The following is an 18,043-nucleotide window of genomic DNA, read 5'->3' as shown; positions in this document are numbered from 1 at the left end:
ATTACTAAAATGAAAAATTTAATTTTTATTACGCTCGCTGTTTTCACCATTAGCTTAAATGCCCAGAATTCTCAAAAAGCCGAAAATCTTTTAAACGAAGTTTCTTCGAAGGTTAAAAGCTATGACAATATGGTGATAGACTTTAAATACACCCTACAAAATAATGCTGCGAATGTAAACCAGGAAACGCGTGGGGATGTAAGTATTAAAGGGGAAAAATATGTACTGAATCTAATGGGGACTACCCAAATGTTTGATGGAGAGAAGATTTACACCATTATTCCTGAAGATGAAGAGATAAATATTTCTACCTATGTTGAAGAGGAAGAAAATAATATTACTCCGTCAAAAATGTTTACTTTTTATGAAGAAGGTTATACCTATGAGATGGACGCCGCTCAAAATTTAAATGGTCGTAAAATTCAGTATGTAAAATTAACGCCAAAAGATAGTGATGCCGAGGTTAAGAATATCCTATTGGGAATAGATAGCCAAACCAAACATATTTATAATCTTATCCAAACCCAGGATAATAATACCAAGATAACTATTACCGTAAAAAGCTTTAAAACCGACCAGGAACTGGCACAAAACCTTTTTACCTTTGAAGAAGATCGTTACGAAGATTTTTACATCAATAGATTAGACTAAATTGAAAATATTAGACCGGTACATACTCACCAGTTACCTAAAAACGTTTTTTACAGTTTTTATCATCCTAATGTTCATCTTTGTACTCCAAACCATTTGGTTGTACATAGGTGAACTGGCAGGAAAAGATTTGGATACCGAAATAATTTTCAAATTCCTTCTTTATTTTTCTCCTAAACTGGTGCCACTGGTTTTACCTCTTACCATTCTGCTTACTTCCATAATGACTTTTGGTAATTTTGCTGAAAATTATGAGTTTGCAGCAATGAAATCTTCCGGGATTTCACTTCAAAGAGCGATGCGTAGCTTAACTTTCTTCATTCTACTAGTGAGTGTTACCGCTTTCTTTTTTGCAAATAATGTAATCCCCGCCGCTGAATATAAATCTATAAACCTCAGAAAGAATATTGCCAAATTAAAACCGGCAATGGCCATTACCGAAGGTGTTTTTAACGATTTAGGAACTATAAATATTAAAGTAGATGATAAAAGTGGTGATAATGGTGAATATCTAACCGATGTTATTATCCATAAAAAAACAGCCCGCAGCGGAAACTTTACTGTGATGAAAGCTAAGGAAGGGGAATTAATGGGTAGCACAGATTCTGATGTACTTTCCCTAATTCTAAAAGACGGTAATTATTACGACGAAATTCAACCATCAGATTATTCAAAAAGAAGGAATAAACCCTTTGCCAAGAGTTATTTTGAAGAATATACCATAAACCTGGATCTTTCAGATTTTAATAACGTAGACCTGGAAGATGAAAGTTACAGTAACACCCAGGGAATGCTTAATATTTCTGAACTCAAGCAGAGTATAGATTCATTTTCTACTTCCCATAACGAAAAGAAAAGAAATCTTAGTGAAAATATGTACCGCCGTACAGATTTTGATAAAATTGAAGTAAATCTTAATCCGTCAGATTCCATAAAAGAGATAGAAAGTACTATTCTAGAAGAATACGATATCTACCAGGCTGTTCAAATTGTTAATCTATCCCTTGGGTCTATAAATGGCGCTCTTTCGCATCTAAATATTAAAAAATCTGAATTAAAGAATTCTACCAAACAACTTAATAAATTTGAAATAGCCCTACACGAAAAGTACGTACTGGCAGCAGCCTGTATTATTTTATTTTTTGTAGGTGCACCTTTAGGTGCCATAATTAGAAAAGGAGGAATGGGTTTACCTATGGTTGTAGCAATTTTACTTTTTCTTACCTACCACTTTATTGGCATATTTGCTAAAAACAGTGCTGAAGATGGTAGTGTAAGTCCGTTCTTGGCCACCTGGCTTTCTACATTAATTATGCTGCCGTTGGGAATTTACCTTACCTATAGGGCTACTACAGACCAGGGTCTTTTTGCTTTTGATAATATTACTGAACCTATCCGCAAAGCTCTTAAAAAAGCTGGTATTATTAAGCCGAAAAGAAAAATAGATTAAATATCTTTGCAGCCCAAAATAACACACAACATGGCTCAGGAAACCACTACCCAAACTCCCCTTAAACTTCACAGCATCCAGGAAGCAATAGACGATATTCGTGAAGGGAAGGTAATTATTGTGGTAGATGATGAAGACAGGGAGAATGAAGGAGATTTTGTTGCAGCCGCAGAAAAGGTGACTCCGGAAATGATTAACTTTATGGCTACTCACGGCCGCGGACTCATTTGCGCACCAATTACCGAAGAACGTTGCAAAAACCTGAAACTGGAAATGATGGTGAGCAACAATACCGATCCTATGGAAACCGGTTTTACCATTTCGGTAGATTTGCGAGGAAAAGGTGTGACCACGGGAATTTCAGCTTCAGACAGGGCTAAAACCATTCAATCTTTAATAGATCCAGAAACCAAACCTATAGACCTTAACCGTCCCGGGCATATATTTCCGCTTAAAGCGAAAGAAGGCGGTGTATTACGAAGAACAGGACATACCGAAGCTGCAATAGATTTTGCCAGGCTCGCCGGTTTTGAACCTGCAGGAGTTATTGTTGAGATAATGAACGAAGATGGGTCAATGGCCAGGCTTCCGGAGTTAGTGGAAGTTGCGCAAAAATTCGATCTTAAAATAGTTTCAATTGAAGATTTAGTAGCTTATAGAATGCAACATGATTCTTTAATTGAAAAGAAGGAAGATTTTGATCTGGATACCCGTTTTGGAAAATTTAGATTAAGAGCTTATCGCCAGACTACAAATAACCAGGTTCATTTGGCACTTACAAAAGGTAGCTGGAAAAATAATGAAGAAATTCTGGTTAGGGTAAATTCTACCTTGATTAATAACGACATTCTAGGAACACTAACCAATGACGCCGACAAGAAACTGGATAATATGTTCAGGGCTATTAACGAAGAAGGCCGCGGAGCAATTGTTTTTATAAATCCTGCCTTACAATCTTTAAATTTATTGCCACGCCTTGCAGAGCTAAAAGAACGACAGAAAAAAGGCGAAGTTAAAGCTCCGCCAATTAATATGGATAATAAAGATTTTGGAATCGGTGCCCAGATTCTGCACGACCTGGAAATTCATAAAATCAAGTTGCTTTCTAATTCCCAACAAACCAAGCGTGTTGGTATGATTGGCTACGGACTTGAAATTACCCGGTACGTTAATTATTAATTTACTTCAATAATTACATCATCTAAAGGTCTTCTCACCTTTTTAAATTCAGAAAACATATCGTCTTCTGCGCGATAACCTACCGGTAAAACCAATACCGACCTTAAATTATGATCGCTTAATTTAAGGAGTTCATCATATTTATCGGGTTTAAAACCCTCCATTGGGCAGGCATCTATTTCCTCGGTAGCACAAACGGTTAAAAGTGTTCCTAAAGTTAAATAAGCCTGATTTATAGCCCAGGCGTGCACTTCTTCTTCCGCCTTAGATTCAAAACTTTCAACCAGAGATCTTTTAAAAGGATCTAAAATATCATCTGGAGTTTCGCGTATATGTTTTACCCTTTTGAAGTATTTTTCAATAAAATTTTTATCTACTTTTTTTTCAATACAAATCACTAAAACATGAGAAGCAGTATTTAACTGTTGCTGTTCCCAGGAGGCGGTTTTTAATTGTTCCTGCAATTCTTTATTGCGAACAACAACCATTTTTAAAGGTTGTAAGCCATAAGATGTGGCAGTTAAATTAAAAGCTTCTTTAAGAATGTTTATTTTCTCTATAGAGAGTATTTTTTCAGGATCGAACTTTTTTGTAGCATAACGCCATTGTAAAGCTTTTATATTGCTCATGTTTCAAGTATTCTTTTTAAGAATTTCAAAGGTAATCAATCACTTTTTATACATAAAGTTTCCTCTATAAATTAAACACATAGGTAAACTATAATTCTTTATCTTCGTTTTATAATTGGCGCCGCCCTATGAAGTTGTTTAGAAAATTAATTCTTGCTTTTGCACTTTTTGTTATTATAAGCATCCTAATAATTTTTGGATTAGAAGCCTATGTGCAAAAAGAGACTTCAAACCTAATTTATTCTGAAATTACCGAAATTCCTTCAGCTAAAACAGGGATAATTCTTGGCGCAAGTGTACATTCTGATGGAAAATTATCCCCAATTCTTGAAGACCGGGTAGAAACTGCTTATCAACTTTACAAACTTAATAAGATTGAAAATTTCCTGGTAAGCGGCGATCATAGGACTGATGATTATGATGAAGTAAATGCTATTAAAAATCATTTAGTGAAAAAAGGCGTTTCTCCCGAAGATATTATTTTAGATCACTCGGGGTTTGACACTTACGATAGTATGTTTAGAGCAAAATCGGTTTTTGATATTGAAGACGCCATAGTAATAACGCAGAAATTTCACCTACCCAGAAGCCTTTATATTGCTAAAAACCTGGATGCTGAATATAAAGGTCTAGAAGCCGCGCCCGTTGCATATACTTCTTCAGAAACAATCAAGCGCCGGGAACAACTTGCTAATTTTAAAGCTATTTGGGAAATTATTACCAATCAGGAACCTACCACGCTGGAAAAACAACCTAAATAAAATAGCTTTCAGCTTTTGGCTATTTTTTTCTATCTTTAAATAACCTAACCAAAACATTTAAGACTATGCTGCAATGGATAGTACATATTGTTATAGACGCCCTGGTTTTACTCGCCGCGGCTAATATGATGCCTAAAGTGAAACTGGATGGTTTCAAAACTGCTATTATTGTAGCTTTAATTATTGGGGTGCTGAGTTTTTTATTAAGTTGGGTGCTCACTTTATTGCTAAACGTAGCCACCTTCGGGCTTTTTTATTTCCTGGGATTAGGATTTATCACAAGGGTAATTGCATACGCGATTATTATTGAAATTGCCGACCAATTTAGTGACGATTTTAAAACAGAAGGTTTTCTTCCTTCGTTATGGCTAGCCGTTTTTATTGCTATTGTAGGCGGTATTGTAGACTGGATACTTTTTTAAGCTTTTTGCTTGTTTTTTTTATTTTTTCGTCCAAACCAGATCATAAATCCGCTTAGGGGAAGTGCGGCTACAAACAAGCTTAAAAAGAAGGCTATAATTTTTCCGGGTAAATCAAAATACTGCCCGGTATGTAACCCAAAAGTCATTTCCTGCAATTTCATCCCGGCACTTTTGCTGGAATATTCGTGATTTTTTAATAATTCGCCTGTTTCAGGATGAAAGTAAAAGTTGGATTGATGATCATAATCCATCGCCTCGGGATAAGAACCTGTTGTTATTGGCGCTCTTCCACCCTGCTCCCAAACAAAGAACATTTCATCTTCAGGCCTTTGTCTTAAGGTTTTAGCTACGGCGATATCCAATGCATTTTCAGAATACTCGGCATCTTCAAACTGAATATTTAATTCATCCTCCGGTTTTTCCTGCCATAAATTGGCAAGGTCATAAAGCCCGTGGTTCATCCATTCATAAGAAAAACTAAGTCCCATAATAGCTATAAACAAAGCCAGAAGCGAAATATATAATCCGGTTATGCTATGCCAGTCGTAATTTACACGGCGCCATTTTGCATTCCATCTAATTTGGAGTCGTTTCTTTAGGTTTTTACGCTTTTTCGGCCACCATAGTACTATTCCTGAAATAAGCATAAAAACAAAGATAAGCGTGGAAATCCCCACCACCTGTTTTCCTATTTTCTCCGGAAGCCAAAGATGCATATGCAAATCTTCTACAATAAGAAAAAAGTCATCTCCCAGGTTTTCTCTCTGAAGGAATTCTGCAGAATAAGGATTGAAGTAAATGTGATGCGGCACCTCATCTATCACAGAATAAACAAAAGCCGAGCGCTCTTTGCCCTGGTACACAACCATTCCCGGTTGGCTTTGAGGAAAAAGCTCTTTTGTTTTATTCTGAAGTTTTGAGGGCGCTACAAATGCTGAAGCCTGGGGAGTAACTTTGCGATAATCGCGGGTAATGTCTTTAATCTCGTCGTGAAAAACAAAAATGCAGCCGGTAACAGCCACTATAAAAACAATAAGACCGGAACCAAGTCCCAGCCACAGGTGAAGTTTAGCAATCCACTTTTTTATACCTTTATTTTTTGTCTTTTTCTGCATATAAACAGGCCACCACCAAAACTCAAAACAATTTTGATGGTGACCATATTATTTAAATTTTATTAGAAATTATAAGTTAAACTCGCCGCAAAATTTCTTGGTCTTTGTGGGTTAATCGTAGACCACCCGGTATAATATTCTTCGTTGGTAAGATTATTCAACTTCAGGTTGATTCCAAATTTATCTACATTATAAAATAAAGAAGCGTTTAAAATCGTGTAAGAAGGTAGGGTAAAAACTCCGGCGGTTTGACGGTTAAAGATCATATTCTCGCTGGCATAGTTTCCACCGAAACCAATTCCGAAACCTTCAAGATCTCCCACTACAAAACGGTAGCTCGCCCAGAAATTAGCCAGGGTTTCAGGTCCCGCTGATTCCGGTCTTCTTCCAAGAAAATCAGTTTGATCAGATTCGGTTAACTCACTGTCATTATGACTAAAGCCTGCGATTAAATTTAAACCTTCAAAAGGGCTGGCGGTAATACTGGCTTCAAATCCGCGGCTGTACTGCTCTCCATCCTGAACAAGATTAAAAGGATTTTCAACATCCTGCATTACCATATTAGAAACCTGGATATCGTAATAACTTAAGGTCGCAGAAAGATGATTTTTAAGCAGGTTTAATTTAGTTCCCACTTCAAACTGTTTTGCTCTTTCAGGATCAAAAACTATAGTCCTTGTTTCTCCGGTTTCCAGATTATCTACCTGTCGTGGACCTACATTGCTAAATCCGTCCATATAATTTGCGAAAAGCGCCACTTTATCTACAACCGGCTGATAAACCAATCCGAATTTTGGTGAAAGTGCCGTCTGACTGTTAGTTTCAGTTTCGAACTGGTCTAATCTTAAGCTCGTCATTAAAGCAAGCTGTGGAGTAAAATTAAGCACGTTAGAAATATAGGCACTGTAAATATCTTCTTCAGCTATATTATTATTTCTATTAACGTTTTCCAATAAACCGGCTACTCCTTCTTTACTCAGAATTCCGCTATCGTAACTCGTGATATAATTTTCCGGCTCGTAAATATCATAAACACTTTCGTTTACATTTTGAAGGCTGGCATTACCAATATAAACTTCGCCATTTCCTACATATCCGCTATTGTTGTCTATCACTTTTCTATTGAAGTAATCTAAACCAACAACGGTGCGGTTTCGCATTCCTGCGATTTCGAAATCCCCGATAAAGTTCTGCTGAATATCATTACTTATCGTGGTAGAATTTTGATTACTTATATATCGCGTAAAAACAAGTCCTTCGTCTAAGTTTGTTACATCTCCCGAAACTTCTTCTCTACCCTGGTTAAACTGGGTGGTTTCATATAAATATGAATAGTTCCCTAGTGCTTTTGCAGAACCTGTAGAAACCGCGGTTTGGGAAGTCCAACTATCAGAAAGTTCGTAATTCATTTGTGCTTGCAGGCTAAACGTGGGATTTTCTACCGTAAGATCGTTACTGGTGTAAGAAAGCTCGTTATTATAGCCTAATTCTGCAATATTAGTAGCTTTAAGCGGCGCACCTCTATCTACAAACAGCATCAAAGGATTTGTACTTTCTGAATCATAAAATTCAGTATTTACAAAAAACGAAAGTTTGTCATTTACTTTATAGCTTAACGAAGGCGCAACAAATAAAGATTTATTAAAGCCGGCATCCTGGAAGCTGTTTTCTGTATGGTAAGCCGTGTTTACTCTTAAAGCAACATCACCGGTTTCATCCAACGGAGTATTTACATCGGCAGTTACACGGTTAAGTCCGAAGCTACCAAGTGTGTAAGAAACATTCCCTCCAAAATAATTATAAGGTTTTTTGGTGGTGATATTGATCAATCCACCGTAAGAAACAAGGCTACTTCCGTAGAGCGTTCCAGATGGACCTTTTATTACTTCTATATTTTCCATATTTGCCGGATCGGGGCTACCATTGGTTAAGGCCGGCAAACCGTTAACCAGGGTTGGTTGCACGGGAAATCCTCTTAGGGAAAAATATCCTGCTCCGTCGTTTCCACGGCCTGTAGATTCCCAAAGTTTGGTAAGACCTGAAGCGTTTTTAATCGCATCATCAAAATTGGTAATTACCTGTTCCTGTAAAAGTTCAGCAGTGATATTATTGTAAACCTGCGGATTTTCGATCTTTTTAAGTGGCATTTTTGCTACGCTTACGCTGGTATTCCGGGTAAACTTATTCCCGTTCCCATTTCCCCTTACAACAACGGTTCCTAATTCTTCTTCTTTTCCCAATAAAACAATAGAAGGAAGATTAGTAGTAGCGCCGGATTGTACGCTAACTTTTAAATTCTGGGTTTCGTAACCTACATAAGAAATTTGCAAGGTGTAATTTCCTTCCGGAATATTTCTTAAAATAAATTCTCCCCTATTATTGGTTTCGTCGCCAATTTGAAGACCTTTAACTTCAACATTCACATTAGACAGCGGGTTTGCTGCATTATTTACCACGTTTCCTTCTATTGCACCGGTATTTTGGGCAATGCTAATTTGAATAGCAAAAAGGAAGAACATAACCAGGCTACTTTTAAGCTTCATTTCTATTATCTTTATTTAGATTGGTTTTAAATATGAGGCAAATGTAAAAACCAAATCTCTTTTTTAAAAGCTTATTTATAATTATTTTAAATAAAAATAATGGTAGAGATTACAGATTTATGTGTGTCAAACACATACATCAAAAAATTCTATTTAGTTAAAAGTACATTTGATGCTTTCTTAACTTCTACCCCATTCTAATCTTTTATATTTGCAGCTTAATTTTACGCTATGATAAAATTGATTGTGACTGATATGGATGGAACTTTGTTGAATGATCAGCATGAGATACATCCGGATTTTTGGGAAATAGAAGAATTACTTAATGATAAAGGAATAATGTTCGCTGTGGCCAGCGGACGGCAGTTTTACAATCTTGAGAGCAAATTTGACAGGATTAAAGACCGAATGATGTTTTTTGCTGAAAATGGCACCCACGTTGTTCATAAAGGAAAAGACCTTTACGTAAACCCTTTAGACAAAGCAGCCGCAATGGATTTTGTAAGAAAAGGCAGGGAACTTTCCCATACTCATTTGGTACTTTGCGGGAAAAATTCGGCGTACATAGAAAGTAAAGATGATAGTTTCTTTAACGAGATCAATAAATTTTACAAAAAGATAGAAAAAGTAGACGATCTAACTCAAGTAGAGGATACCTTTTTAAAAGTGACTTTTTGCAATTTTAATGGGGTAGAAGAAAACACCTACCCAAATTTAGAAGAATTTGTAAATGATTATAAAGTGGCAATTGCTGCGCACGTGTTTATAGATATTACTTCAATTACTGCAAATAAAGGAAATGCTATTAGCGGTATCCAGGAAGAGTTAAATATTTCTCCTGAAGAAACCCTGGTTTTTGGAGATTACCTCAACGACCTGGAAATGATGCAAAACGCAAAATACAGCTACGCGATGAAAAACGCGCATCCCGAAATTATTAAAGCAAGTAAGTATTTAACCAATTTTGATAATAACGAAAACGGGGTTTTAAAAACCATAGAAGAACTTGGCTTGCTTAAAAAGGAGTATGCGGTAAAAAGTTAAATCTTACTGTCGTTCACCTCAATCCAGTACCCATCGGGATCCTGAAAATAAATTTGCTTAACCCCATCAGGACGGTTTGTAATCGTATTTTTTTCTCCTTTCCAGTTTTCAAAAGGAATATTTTTAAACCGTAAGAACTCCATAAATTCAGATAATTTATCGGTATTAAAAGCGGTATGCACACCCTTGTTTTTTTCTACTACTTCTTCGCTTTCTACAAGGTGCAACTGCACACCGTTGTTTAGCTGAAGCCATTTTATGTGATCTCCTAATCCGCCGTTGGAAATTTGTTCCAGACCTAAAATACTACCATAGAAATCTACAGAAGTTTTTAAGTCTTTAACCCTAATGGTATCGTGATCTTTTCTAAAATTAAAATCTTTTGAAGCCGTAGTAGCTGAAAATAAGATTATTGTTGGAAGATTTTTATTTTTCATAATGAGTTGATTTTTTCTTTAAAATAGTGATAAACCCCACTTTTTGCAAAAAACGGGCTATCAGAAGGTTTTCAGCGAAAATTACGTAAATTTAGATTAACTAAATTACTGACTATCTAACTACATAACCAACCAAAACTTATAATTATGAAATATATTGTTTACTTACTGGCGTTTTGCAGCCTTCCAGTATTTGCACAGGAAACCCGGCAACCAGAAGATTATACTATTGAACAGTTTTATGAAAACACCCGCATAGGCGGAGGTTACTTTTCTCCTGACGAAGATAAATTACTAGTAAGTTCAGATAAAAGCGGAATTTTTAATTTGTATGAAATTGTTATTTCTTCCGAAGAAATGAAACAAATTACTTCGTCTGAAGAGGACTCTTATTTCGCTATTGATTATGTACCAGATTCTGAGAATATTCTTTATTCGGCAGATAAAGGCGGAAATGAAATCAGTCATATTTACCTGCTGGAGGAAAATGGAACTTCTACCGATTTAACACCGGGAGAAAATGAAAAGGCACAATTTGCTGGCTGGGATAAGGAGAAAACCGGCTTCTACTATCTTTCAAATAAAAGGAATCCACAATTTTTTGATCTGTATAAAATGGATATGGAAAACAAGGAAAGTGAGTTAATTTATAAAAATGAAGAAAACCTTTCTTTTGAAGATATCTCCCACCACGGGAAATTAATTGCTCTTACCAAAGCCATTACCACCAGTGAGAATAAACTTTATATATACAATTTAGAAACCGAAGAAATGACTGAACTTTCAGAAAAATCTGCTGAATATTCGGCTTCCGGTTTTGATAAAAATGATGGATATTTCTATTATATCACCAACGAGGGACGGGAATTTAAAAGTTTAATAGAATATAATCTTGAAACTAAAGAAAGCAGCAATTTATTTGAGACAGACTGGGATGTAATGTACAGTTATCTTAGTGAAAATGATAAGTACAGGGTGATAGGAATTAATGAAGATGGAAAAAACAGTTTGATTATTGAAAATAACGACACCGGGGAAGAAGTAGACCTTCCAGATATGGAAAATGAAGATATTGTGGCCGTAAATATTTCAGATAGTGAAGAACTGATGCGGCTTACCATTGGAACAGCAAAAGCACCTAACAATCTGTACGTTTATAATTTTTCATCGGGAGAATTAAAAAAATTAACCAATACTTTAAATCCCGAAATCAATCCAGAAGACTTGGTTTCAGCTGAAATAGTTCGTTACGAATCTTTTGATGGGTTGGAAATTCCAGCTATTTATTATAAACCTCATCAAGCTACAGAAAACAACAAAGTTCCCGCCCTGGTGTGGGTTCACGGCGGCCCGGGAGGCCAATCGCGGGTTGGTTATTCTGCTTTAATTCAATATTTAGTAAATCAGGGTTATGCAATATTGGCGGTAAATAATCGTGGTAGTAGCGGCTATGGAAAGACATTCTTTAAAATGGACGATAAAAAACACGGAGAGGAAGATTTAAAAGACTGTATTTGGGGTAAAAAATGGCTTCAGGAGCAGGAATACATAGAATCAGAAAAAATAGGAATTATTGGGGGCAGCTATGGCGGTTATATGACGATGGCGGCAATGACTTTTACCCCTGATGAATTTAAAGCCGGAGTAAACATTTTTGGTGTAACCAACTGGTTGCGTACCTTAAAATCTATTCCTCCCTACTGGGAAGCCTTCCGCGAAGCGCTTTACGAAGAAATGGGGGATCCAGTAAAAGATTCGGTTGCTCTATATAATAAATCACCGCTTTTTCACGCTGAACAGGTTAAAAATCCGGTAATGGTTTTACAGGGTGCTAACGACCCGAGGGTACTTCAGGTAGAATCAGATGAAATTGTTGCTGCATTAAAAGAAAATAATGTTCCTGTAGAGTATGTAGTTTTTGAAGATGAAGGTCATGGGTTTATTAAAAAAGAAAATGAAATTGAAGGCTACAGGCAAATAAGACAATTTTTAGATAAATACTTAAAAGAAGAAGAATAACTCGTGCTGTTCTTAGGGAGAACTCAAAAACTCAGGTTAAACTTTTAGTGCCGGTTTCAAAAAGCCTTATCTTGGCGGTGCAATCGCAATAAAAAACTATGCTGTATATTTTACATCATCCTGATGATAGGGAAACTGTGGAAAATGATATTTTTCCTCTATTAGAAAATACCGAAAAACAAACCATAGATTACCCCGAAACCGAATTTGAAGCAGGAAAAAACGATATAGTAATTACTTATTTAAGCGATGAGTTCCTAAGAGAATTTTTACCAAAAGCTGCGAAGCAAAATCAAAAAGTTGGAATTCTCCCTCACCCCGAGAATACGTATACCACCAAAGGTTTGGGAATTGCCAATGACCCGAAGGAAGTTATAAAAGAAATTCTTGAAAATGAAGAAGCACATACTTTAGATATGCTCTATTGTAATGATATTCCCATATTCCAGTCGGTTAATATTGGGAATGTTTTTATTTTTACTGAAGATCACCAAAACAACAACTTTGTAAGAGAAGTTTATACCTTTTTCAAGAATATACGGCATTTATCTTCCCTTTCACATAACTCCTATGTTATAAGCTCAGAAGGTGAAAAAATAATTCATACCTCAGCCCTGGGAATAATTGTAGTGGAACATGCTTTAAGCTCGGTTGTGGCCAGGAGACTCGTTTCAGAAAGTTCTTTGAACGACGGGATGTTTACTGCACTTATAATATCGCCTACTAATTTATTACAGTTAATATGGTTTTTATTGCGCAGTTTACTTCCCGGCGGAAAACAATTAGATAAAACGCCTCCTTTTATTGGAAGAATAAAAATTGCCAACCTGGAAATTAAAAATTCTTCTGATATTGAATTCACCATAGATGGAGAAAAAGAGAAGGCCAAAGAAATATCACTTAGGGTAGAACCAGAATCGCTTTGCCTGGCGCAGGCCAGTAAATATTGCACCGAGAAAGATGAAGCTAATTTAAAAAAGAGTAACAAGACCGATACTCTGCCCACCGGCGAAAAACGTGAGGAATTAACCAAACGTACCATACCAATTCTACCCCGCGCCACAACCGAAGAATTTCAGGAATTATTTAAGGTTTTGCGAGAAAACTCAAAATCCAGTTCTATTTATGTGGTAATGATGATTCTTTCAACTCTTATCGCCACTTTTGGATTGTTCGCTGATTCGTCACCGGTAATAATAGGGGCGATGATTTTGGCCCCTATTATTTCTCCTATCGTTTCTTTCGCGATGGGAATGGTACGTTACGATACCAATATGCTGAAAAGAGGAATAATCACCATTTTAATTGGAACCGGGGTTTCGCTTTTATTCTCGTCGGGTGTTACCCTTATAATTCCAATAAAATTAATTACTTCTGAAATTGATGCGCGTCTATCGCCCACGCTTTTAGATATGGGAATTGCAGTAGCCTCCGGAGTTGCTGCAGCTTACGCGCATGCCAAAGAAGGAATTGCAAAAAGCCTCGCGGGAGTAGCCATTGCGGTTGCCCTGGTACCGCCATTGGCAGTTGCCGGAATTGGAATTGGCTGGTGGGACTGGCAGGTATTTTCGGGAGCATTTTTATTGTATTTAACCAACCTTGCCGGAATTATTATGTTTGCCGGTATCACCTTTCTCATCCTTGGTTTTGCTCCATTTAAAAGGGCAAAACTCGGTTTGGTCTATACTTTAATTCTAATCGGGATGGTGATGGTGCCTCTTTCCCTTTCTTTTAACCGAATTAAAAAAGAAGCCAGTATTACCCGCGAATTAGAAGGTTCTACGGTAAACGAATTGGTAATTAGGGATGTAAAAGTTAGGTTTGGAGATCCCTTGCGGGTTTCCCTAACCCTGGTTGGCCCTGAAAATCTGACTGGGGATCAAATTAGGGATATTAAAAAACAGTTAGAAGAAGATATTGGAGAATCTATTAATCTGGAAGTGATTTCTGCTCGCGGATTCTAACACCTGTGAAGTATATCAACACATTTGTAGAATTTTTGGCAGAAAACTCGGCAAGTGTCTTATTCCCGGTGTTAATCTTATTAATTAATCCCGTGATTGTTTAAAAGCATTATTTTTAATAAACACCTATTTGTCAGCGGCTTGAATGCTTATACATAAAACCAGTTTATTTTTAAATTCTTAGATTCTAATAAAAACGCCAAACTTTAGTCATATTATTTCAGTTGGCGTAAAACTTGAGTAGTTCAGGCTGGATAAAAATTTCCTTTAAACCAGTCCTAAATATGAAGAGACCTGTACTCCTACTCTTTTTAATTAACCTTATTTGCACCGGTGTTTCTGGACAAAATTATTCTTACGATAGTATTTACCAACCCATTCCGGGAATTACAGGAAAAGCTCAGTTTACTTACAAATTAGCAAACGAGGATGAGAAAATAAAAGATGGTGAATTCTCTTTTTTAAGAGAGAATAAAGATAGCCTGGCTGAAACTTCTGCTACCTATAATTTTTGGGAAGGAAAATATGAAAATAACCAAAAAGTTGATGATTGGAGCTATGAAGTTAAGCATCACATTGTAAAAATCAATGAGATTTCCGATGTGGAATTAGATTACGATATTCTTACAGAGGATGAGATTATGGAAGTCACCTACCGCGATGGTTACCCTGCCGGGGATCTCCTTATGGAAACTATATTATACGTGGATGGGAATCGGGTGAAAACGCTGGAATATCTGAAAACCCAGTTTCAGAACCAAAGAATGACCGGGAAGTTCGATTATATTATTGCCAACCGGGAGAACGATAGTGTTTCGGTGATAGGAAATATGGTGAACGGATTAATGGATGGAATTTGGGAGTTTAATTATTTCACCGAAGATATCCAGGAAATTCGCACTTACGACAGGGGAATTTTATTAAGCCTGGAACGCAATGAAAATGGAAGAACTATTGAAGAAATAAAATATCCATTAAGTGAAGGGCTCCAAGCTGCCCTGGCGAATGAGCAAACCGATGTGGAACTCGTAAATCGCCCATTAAGCTTAACTTTTAGTGATGGTTATCCCCGTAATTCCAAATACATTAAGGCGCAGAAGAAAGGCGAAAAGCTTATTCAGAATATTTTCAAGGCAATTTTTAAATACGATCCACAAATAGAGCCTATGGAGCAACTTCCGTTAGGTACTAACAGGGCTTTTTACCCTCTAAAGAGCGAAGAAGAAAACGCCCTTGAGGAATGGAAGGAAATTGAGAATAAGTATCGAAAAAATATAGATAGTATCACCAACCTGGAAATTGAAAACCTAAACCTGGTTGAAAATGCTGATATTCAAAAAGCGTTAAAATGGAAGCAAAAACAAGATTCTCTAAATGAATATATAAAACCCTGGAACGATATTTTTTATAAAGAACAGTTGCCATTTTACAATCGTGAGGGACTGTTGGTGAATTATGCTAAAGAATTGTTAGCCCAGGACACCCTTATGGTGCAGGGAGAAAAGCTTATTTATGATTACCGCAGTGAAGAAGAATCAAATAATTTCTTACTCTATGTTACAGAGAATTTTAAGAAGAGAAATGAACTTGCAGACAGTTTAATTATTAGTCTTACCTCAGCCATAGAAGACTTACGCTTAGATAAAGAAATTGGCCGGTTAAATGACGAGGTTTCACGCACCCGAAGAAATATAGAAGAACTTTACAGCAACCAACTTAATGATGAGGCTCTGGATGAAATTGTAAAACAAACCAAGAATAATTTTTACCAGGACAGCCTTCCGCAATTAGTCAATAATTTCCTGGAAGATACCGAAGATGATGCGATACAAATAGAGCGGGGAAATTCCATTTTAAGACAATTAGAACTTCTGGAAACTATTTGGGAAACCGGGGAGAGAATAACAGAATTAGAAGGTGAAATAGATACTTTATACACCGAATACACTTTTGACCCTTTTACTTACAGCGATCAGGTTCCGGCGAGAAAAAAGAAAACCTTATACAACGAAATTAATAATACTATTATTGAGGGTTTAAAAAACCAGGCCCGCGCAGCATATCGTGACCCGGAAGAAGTCCTTAAAAAGTTTAATTCAATACAAAGAATGCAGGACAGGTTAATTTTTATGGAAGATAAGAATACAAAAAACCTGGAGAGAAAATTACGTAGAACCGACTCCTTTAACGAGAAATTAGAACTACTTAGAAGCCTGTAATGAAGAAAATATTTTCGCTATTCGTTGTATGTTTAATTTCATTTTCTTCATTAGCACAGGAAGAAAATGAACCTTCGATTTTAAATAATAACTACGATAAAGAATTTACCCATACCACCGGGTTATGGACGGGACTTTATACAAAATATAGACTTAATGAAAAACTATTCTATTATGGAGAATACCATTTTAGACGTAGAAATAATTTTGTGAACGATATGGCTCAAATCTATCTTAGGTTTGGTCTTACCTATTTAATAAACCCCAAGGTAGAACTTACCGCCGGGGTTGTTACGCCTTTCTACTGGGCTCCGGAGCAGAATTTAGCAAATCAGGATAACGTAGTACCGCAATACAGGTTATGGCAGCAAATTGTTTTGTTCAGCCATTTGAAAGATTAAAGTTGAATCATCAATTTAGATTTGAGCAGCGCTGGAAAAGGGATTATATAGAAGATTCTCCATTTAAATTAAGCCATAGATTTCGGTATAAATTAACTGCATATTATCCTCTAAACAATTATAAGCTAATCAACAATACATTATTCCTTTCTTTTTATGAAGAAATTTTTGTTCAAGCCGGTAAATCTATTACTTACGATTATTTAGAAGATAACCGAATGTTCCTTGGCCTTGGTTATATTTTAAATGAAAACATTCAAGTACAGGTAGGATATATGTGGACCTTTAGGTATAAAGAAGGGCCCAATAGTTTTGAGCATAGACATATACCAAGAGTTAGCGTGTACCATAATTTAGATTTTCACCGTAGAAGGATTGAAAAGCAAAAAGAAAAAATACAGGTTTTAGAGAACGAATTTTAACAATTTTCCTGTTTTCAGTTAACTTTCTCTAAAAAAATAAAACAAATTACGGATATTTTTTGTGTCCCAATATGATCTTTTTAGATTGCGTTTCATTAAAAACTTTAAACAAAGATTATGATTAAATCAAAAAAGATTGCAGGTTTATTATTTGCTTTTGCCTTATTAGGATCAGCAAGTGTATTTGCCCAAACTCAACAACTGCCACAGCAACAACAGCAAGCTGTAGAAGTAGATGTTAGTGACGAGGAGCTTTCTAAATTTGCTGATGCTTACCAAAAAATTAGAATGGTAAACCAGCAGGCGCAACAGGAGATGGCGAAGAAAGTAGAAGATAGCGGATTTGACATTCAGCGTTTTAATGAAATTCACCAGGCCTCTTTAGACCCAAATACCGAGGTTGATGCTACTGAAGAAGAAATGACAAAGCACAAAGAAGTTGTTACTGAAATTGAAGGTATGCAAGGCGAATTCCAGAAAGAAATGGAAAGTGCTATTTCAGAGGAAGGTCTTGATGTTGCACGTTACGAGAAAATCGCAATGGCACTTCAAACCGATACTGAACTACAACAGAGATTACAGCAGTTAATGCAAGGATAATTTCTAAAGAAGTTTTAGAAATATTGTAATAAAAAAGGCCACCCCTATAGGTGGCCTTTTTTTATGTTTATTTTATAACTACTTTCTTGGCGAAACCAGCAGGTTTACTATATTTTTAGCTCTATACAGAAACAGTCCAAATTGAAATCTATACTTAAAACATATTTTTTATTAATTACAGCAATTC

14 protein-coding genes and 1 pseudogene are annotated in these 18,043 nt (G+C 36.2%); 11 read left to right on the top strand and 4 right to left on the bottom strand.

Annotated features, from left to right (window positions below; genetic code table 11):
• The first annotated feature begins 9 nt into the window (after positions 1 to 9).
• Genes B5X53_RS12820 through ribB form a run of 3 tightly spaced genes read left to right on the top strand, consistent with a single transcriptional unit; the run spans position 10 to position 3,280 of the window.
• Positions 10 to 651, top strand: a complete 642-nt coding sequence (locus B5X53_RS12820; protein WP_079713620.1) for an outer membrane lipoprotein periplasmic chaperone LolA1 — start codon at positions 10 to 12, stop codon at positions 649 to 651.
• A gap of 1 nt (position 652) precedes the next feature.
• A complete protein-coding gene (locus B5X53_RS12815; RefSeq protein ID WP_079713619.1) occupies positions 653 to 2,101 on the top strand; it encodes an LptF/LptG family permease in 1,449 nt (482 codons plus the stop codon).
• Between the two features lie 30 nt (positions 2,102 to 2,131).
• Positions 2,132 to 3,280 (top strand): 3,4-dihydroxy-2-butanone-4-phosphate synthase, encoded by a 1,149-nt coding sequence (gene ribB / locus B5X53_RS12810; protein WP_079713618.1) that lies wholly within the window; start codon positions 2,132 to 2,134, stop codon positions 3,278 to 3,280.
• Here ribB and B5X53_RS12805 read toward each other — a convergent pair.
• Positions 3,277 to 3,909 (bottom strand): NAD(P)H-dependent oxidoreductase, encoded by a 633-nt coding sequence (locus tag B5X53_RS12805; RefSeq protein ID WP_079713617.1) that lies wholly within the window; start codon positions 3,907 to 3,909, stop codon positions 3,277 to 3,279. The genes ribB and B5X53_RS12805 overlap by 4 nt on opposite strands.
• Before the next feature lie 128 nt (positions 3,910 to 4,037).
• Between B5X53_RS12805 and B5X53_RS12800 the strand changes: the two genes are divergently transcribed.
• Both B5X53_RS12800 and B5X53_RS12795 read left to right on the top strand, forming a co-directional pair.
• The gene (locus tag B5X53_RS12800) at positions 4,038 to 4,670 is read left to right on the top strand and encodes a SanA/YdcF family protein (protein WP_079713616.1); all 633 of its coding nucleotides are present in this window, start codon (positions 4,038 to 4,040) and stop codon (positions 4,668 to 4,670) included.
• Positions 4,671 to 4,735: 65 nt separating this feature from the next.
• The gene (locus B5X53_RS12795; protein WP_079713615.1) at positions 4,736 to 5,092 is read left to right on the top strand and encodes a phage holin family protein; all 357 of its coding nucleotides are present in this window, start codon (positions 4,736 to 4,738) and stop codon (positions 5,090 to 5,092) included.
• Here B5X53_RS12795 and B5X53_RS12790 read toward each other — a convergent pair.
• Both B5X53_RS12790 and B5X53_RS12785 read right to left on the bottom strand, forming a co-directional pair.
• Entirely contained in the window at positions 5,089 to 6,207 is a 1,119-nt protein-coding gene (locus B5X53_RS12790; RefSeq protein WP_079713614.1) for a PepSY-associated TM helix domain-containing protein, read from the bottom strand. The genes B5X53_RS12795 and B5X53_RS12790 overlap by 4 nt on opposite strands.
• A gap of 62 nt (positions 6,208 to 6,269) precedes the next feature.
• Positions 6,270 to 8,750, bottom strand: coding sequence for a TonB-dependent receptor (locus B5X53_RS12785; RefSeq protein ID WP_079713613.1), 2,481 nt, complete (start codon positions 8,748 to 8,750; stop codon positions 6,270 to 6,272).
• 231 nt (positions 8,751 to 8,981) lie between these two features.
• Between B5X53_RS12785 and B5X53_RS12780 the strand changes: the two genes are divergently transcribed.
• Positions 8,982 to 9,794: an HAD family hydrolase gene (locus tag B5X53_RS12780; protein WP_079713612.1), complete on the top strand. Its 813-nt coding sequence runs from the start codon at positions 8,982 to 8,984 to the stop codon at positions 9,792 to 9,794.
• Here B5X53_RS12780 and B5X53_RS12775 read toward each other — a convergent pair.
• Positions 9,791 to 10,231, bottom strand: coding sequence for a VOC family protein (locus tag B5X53_RS12775; RefSeq protein WP_079713611.1), 441 nt, complete (start codon positions 10,229 to 10,231; stop codon positions 9,791 to 9,793). The genes B5X53_RS12780 and B5X53_RS12775 overlap by 4 nt on opposite strands.
• A gap of 147 nt (positions 10,232 to 10,378) precedes the next feature.
• On the opposite strand from B5X53_RS12775, the gene B5X53_RS12770 reads away from it, so the two are divergent.
• The 5 genes and pseudogenes from B5X53_RS12770 (at position 10,379) to B5X53_RS12745 (ending at position 17,856) form a co-directional block, all read left to right on the top strand.
• Entirely contained in the window at positions 10,379 to 12,250 is a 1,872-nt protein-coding gene (locus B5X53_RS12770) for a S9 family peptidase (protein ID WP_079713610.1), read from the top strand.
• 98 nt (positions 12,251 to 12,348) lie between these two features.
• Positions 12,349 to 14,214: a DUF389 domain-containing protein gene (locus tag B5X53_RS12765; protein WP_079713609.1), complete on the top strand. Its 1,866-nt coding sequence runs from the start codon at positions 12,349 to 12,351 to the stop codon at positions 14,212 to 14,214.
• A gap of 284 nt (positions 14,215 to 14,498) precedes the next feature.
• Entirely contained in the window at positions 14,499 to 16,433 is a 1,935-nt protein-coding gene (locus B5X53_RS12760) for a hypothetical protein (RefSeq protein ID WP_079713608.1), read from the top strand.
• A pseudogene (locus tag B5X53_RS19655) lies at positions 16,433 to 17,256 on the top strand (DUF2490 domain-containing protein). Before B5X53_RS12760 ends, B5X53_RS19655 begins: the two are co-directional and overlap by 1 nt.
• A gap of 117 nt (positions 17,257 to 17,373) precedes the next feature.
• Positions 17,374 to 17,856 carry a DUF4168 domain-containing protein gene (locus B5X53_RS12745; protein ID WP_079713605.1) on the top strand — a complete coding sequence of 161 codons (483 nt, stop codon included), beginning with the start codon at positions 17,374 to 17,376 and terminating at the stop codon, positions 17,854 to 17,856.
• Positions 17,857 to 18,043: the final 187 nt, after the last annotated feature.

This window comes from Salegentibacter salinarum, from assembly GCF_900168115.1.
Classification (GTDB): Bacteria; Bacteroidota; Bacteroidia; order Flavobacteriales; family Flavobacteriaceae; genus Salegentibacter; species Salegentibacter salinarum.
The sequence above is the reverse complement of the archived record's forward strand: the minus strand, read 5'-3'. Positions and strand labels throughout refer to the sequence as shown.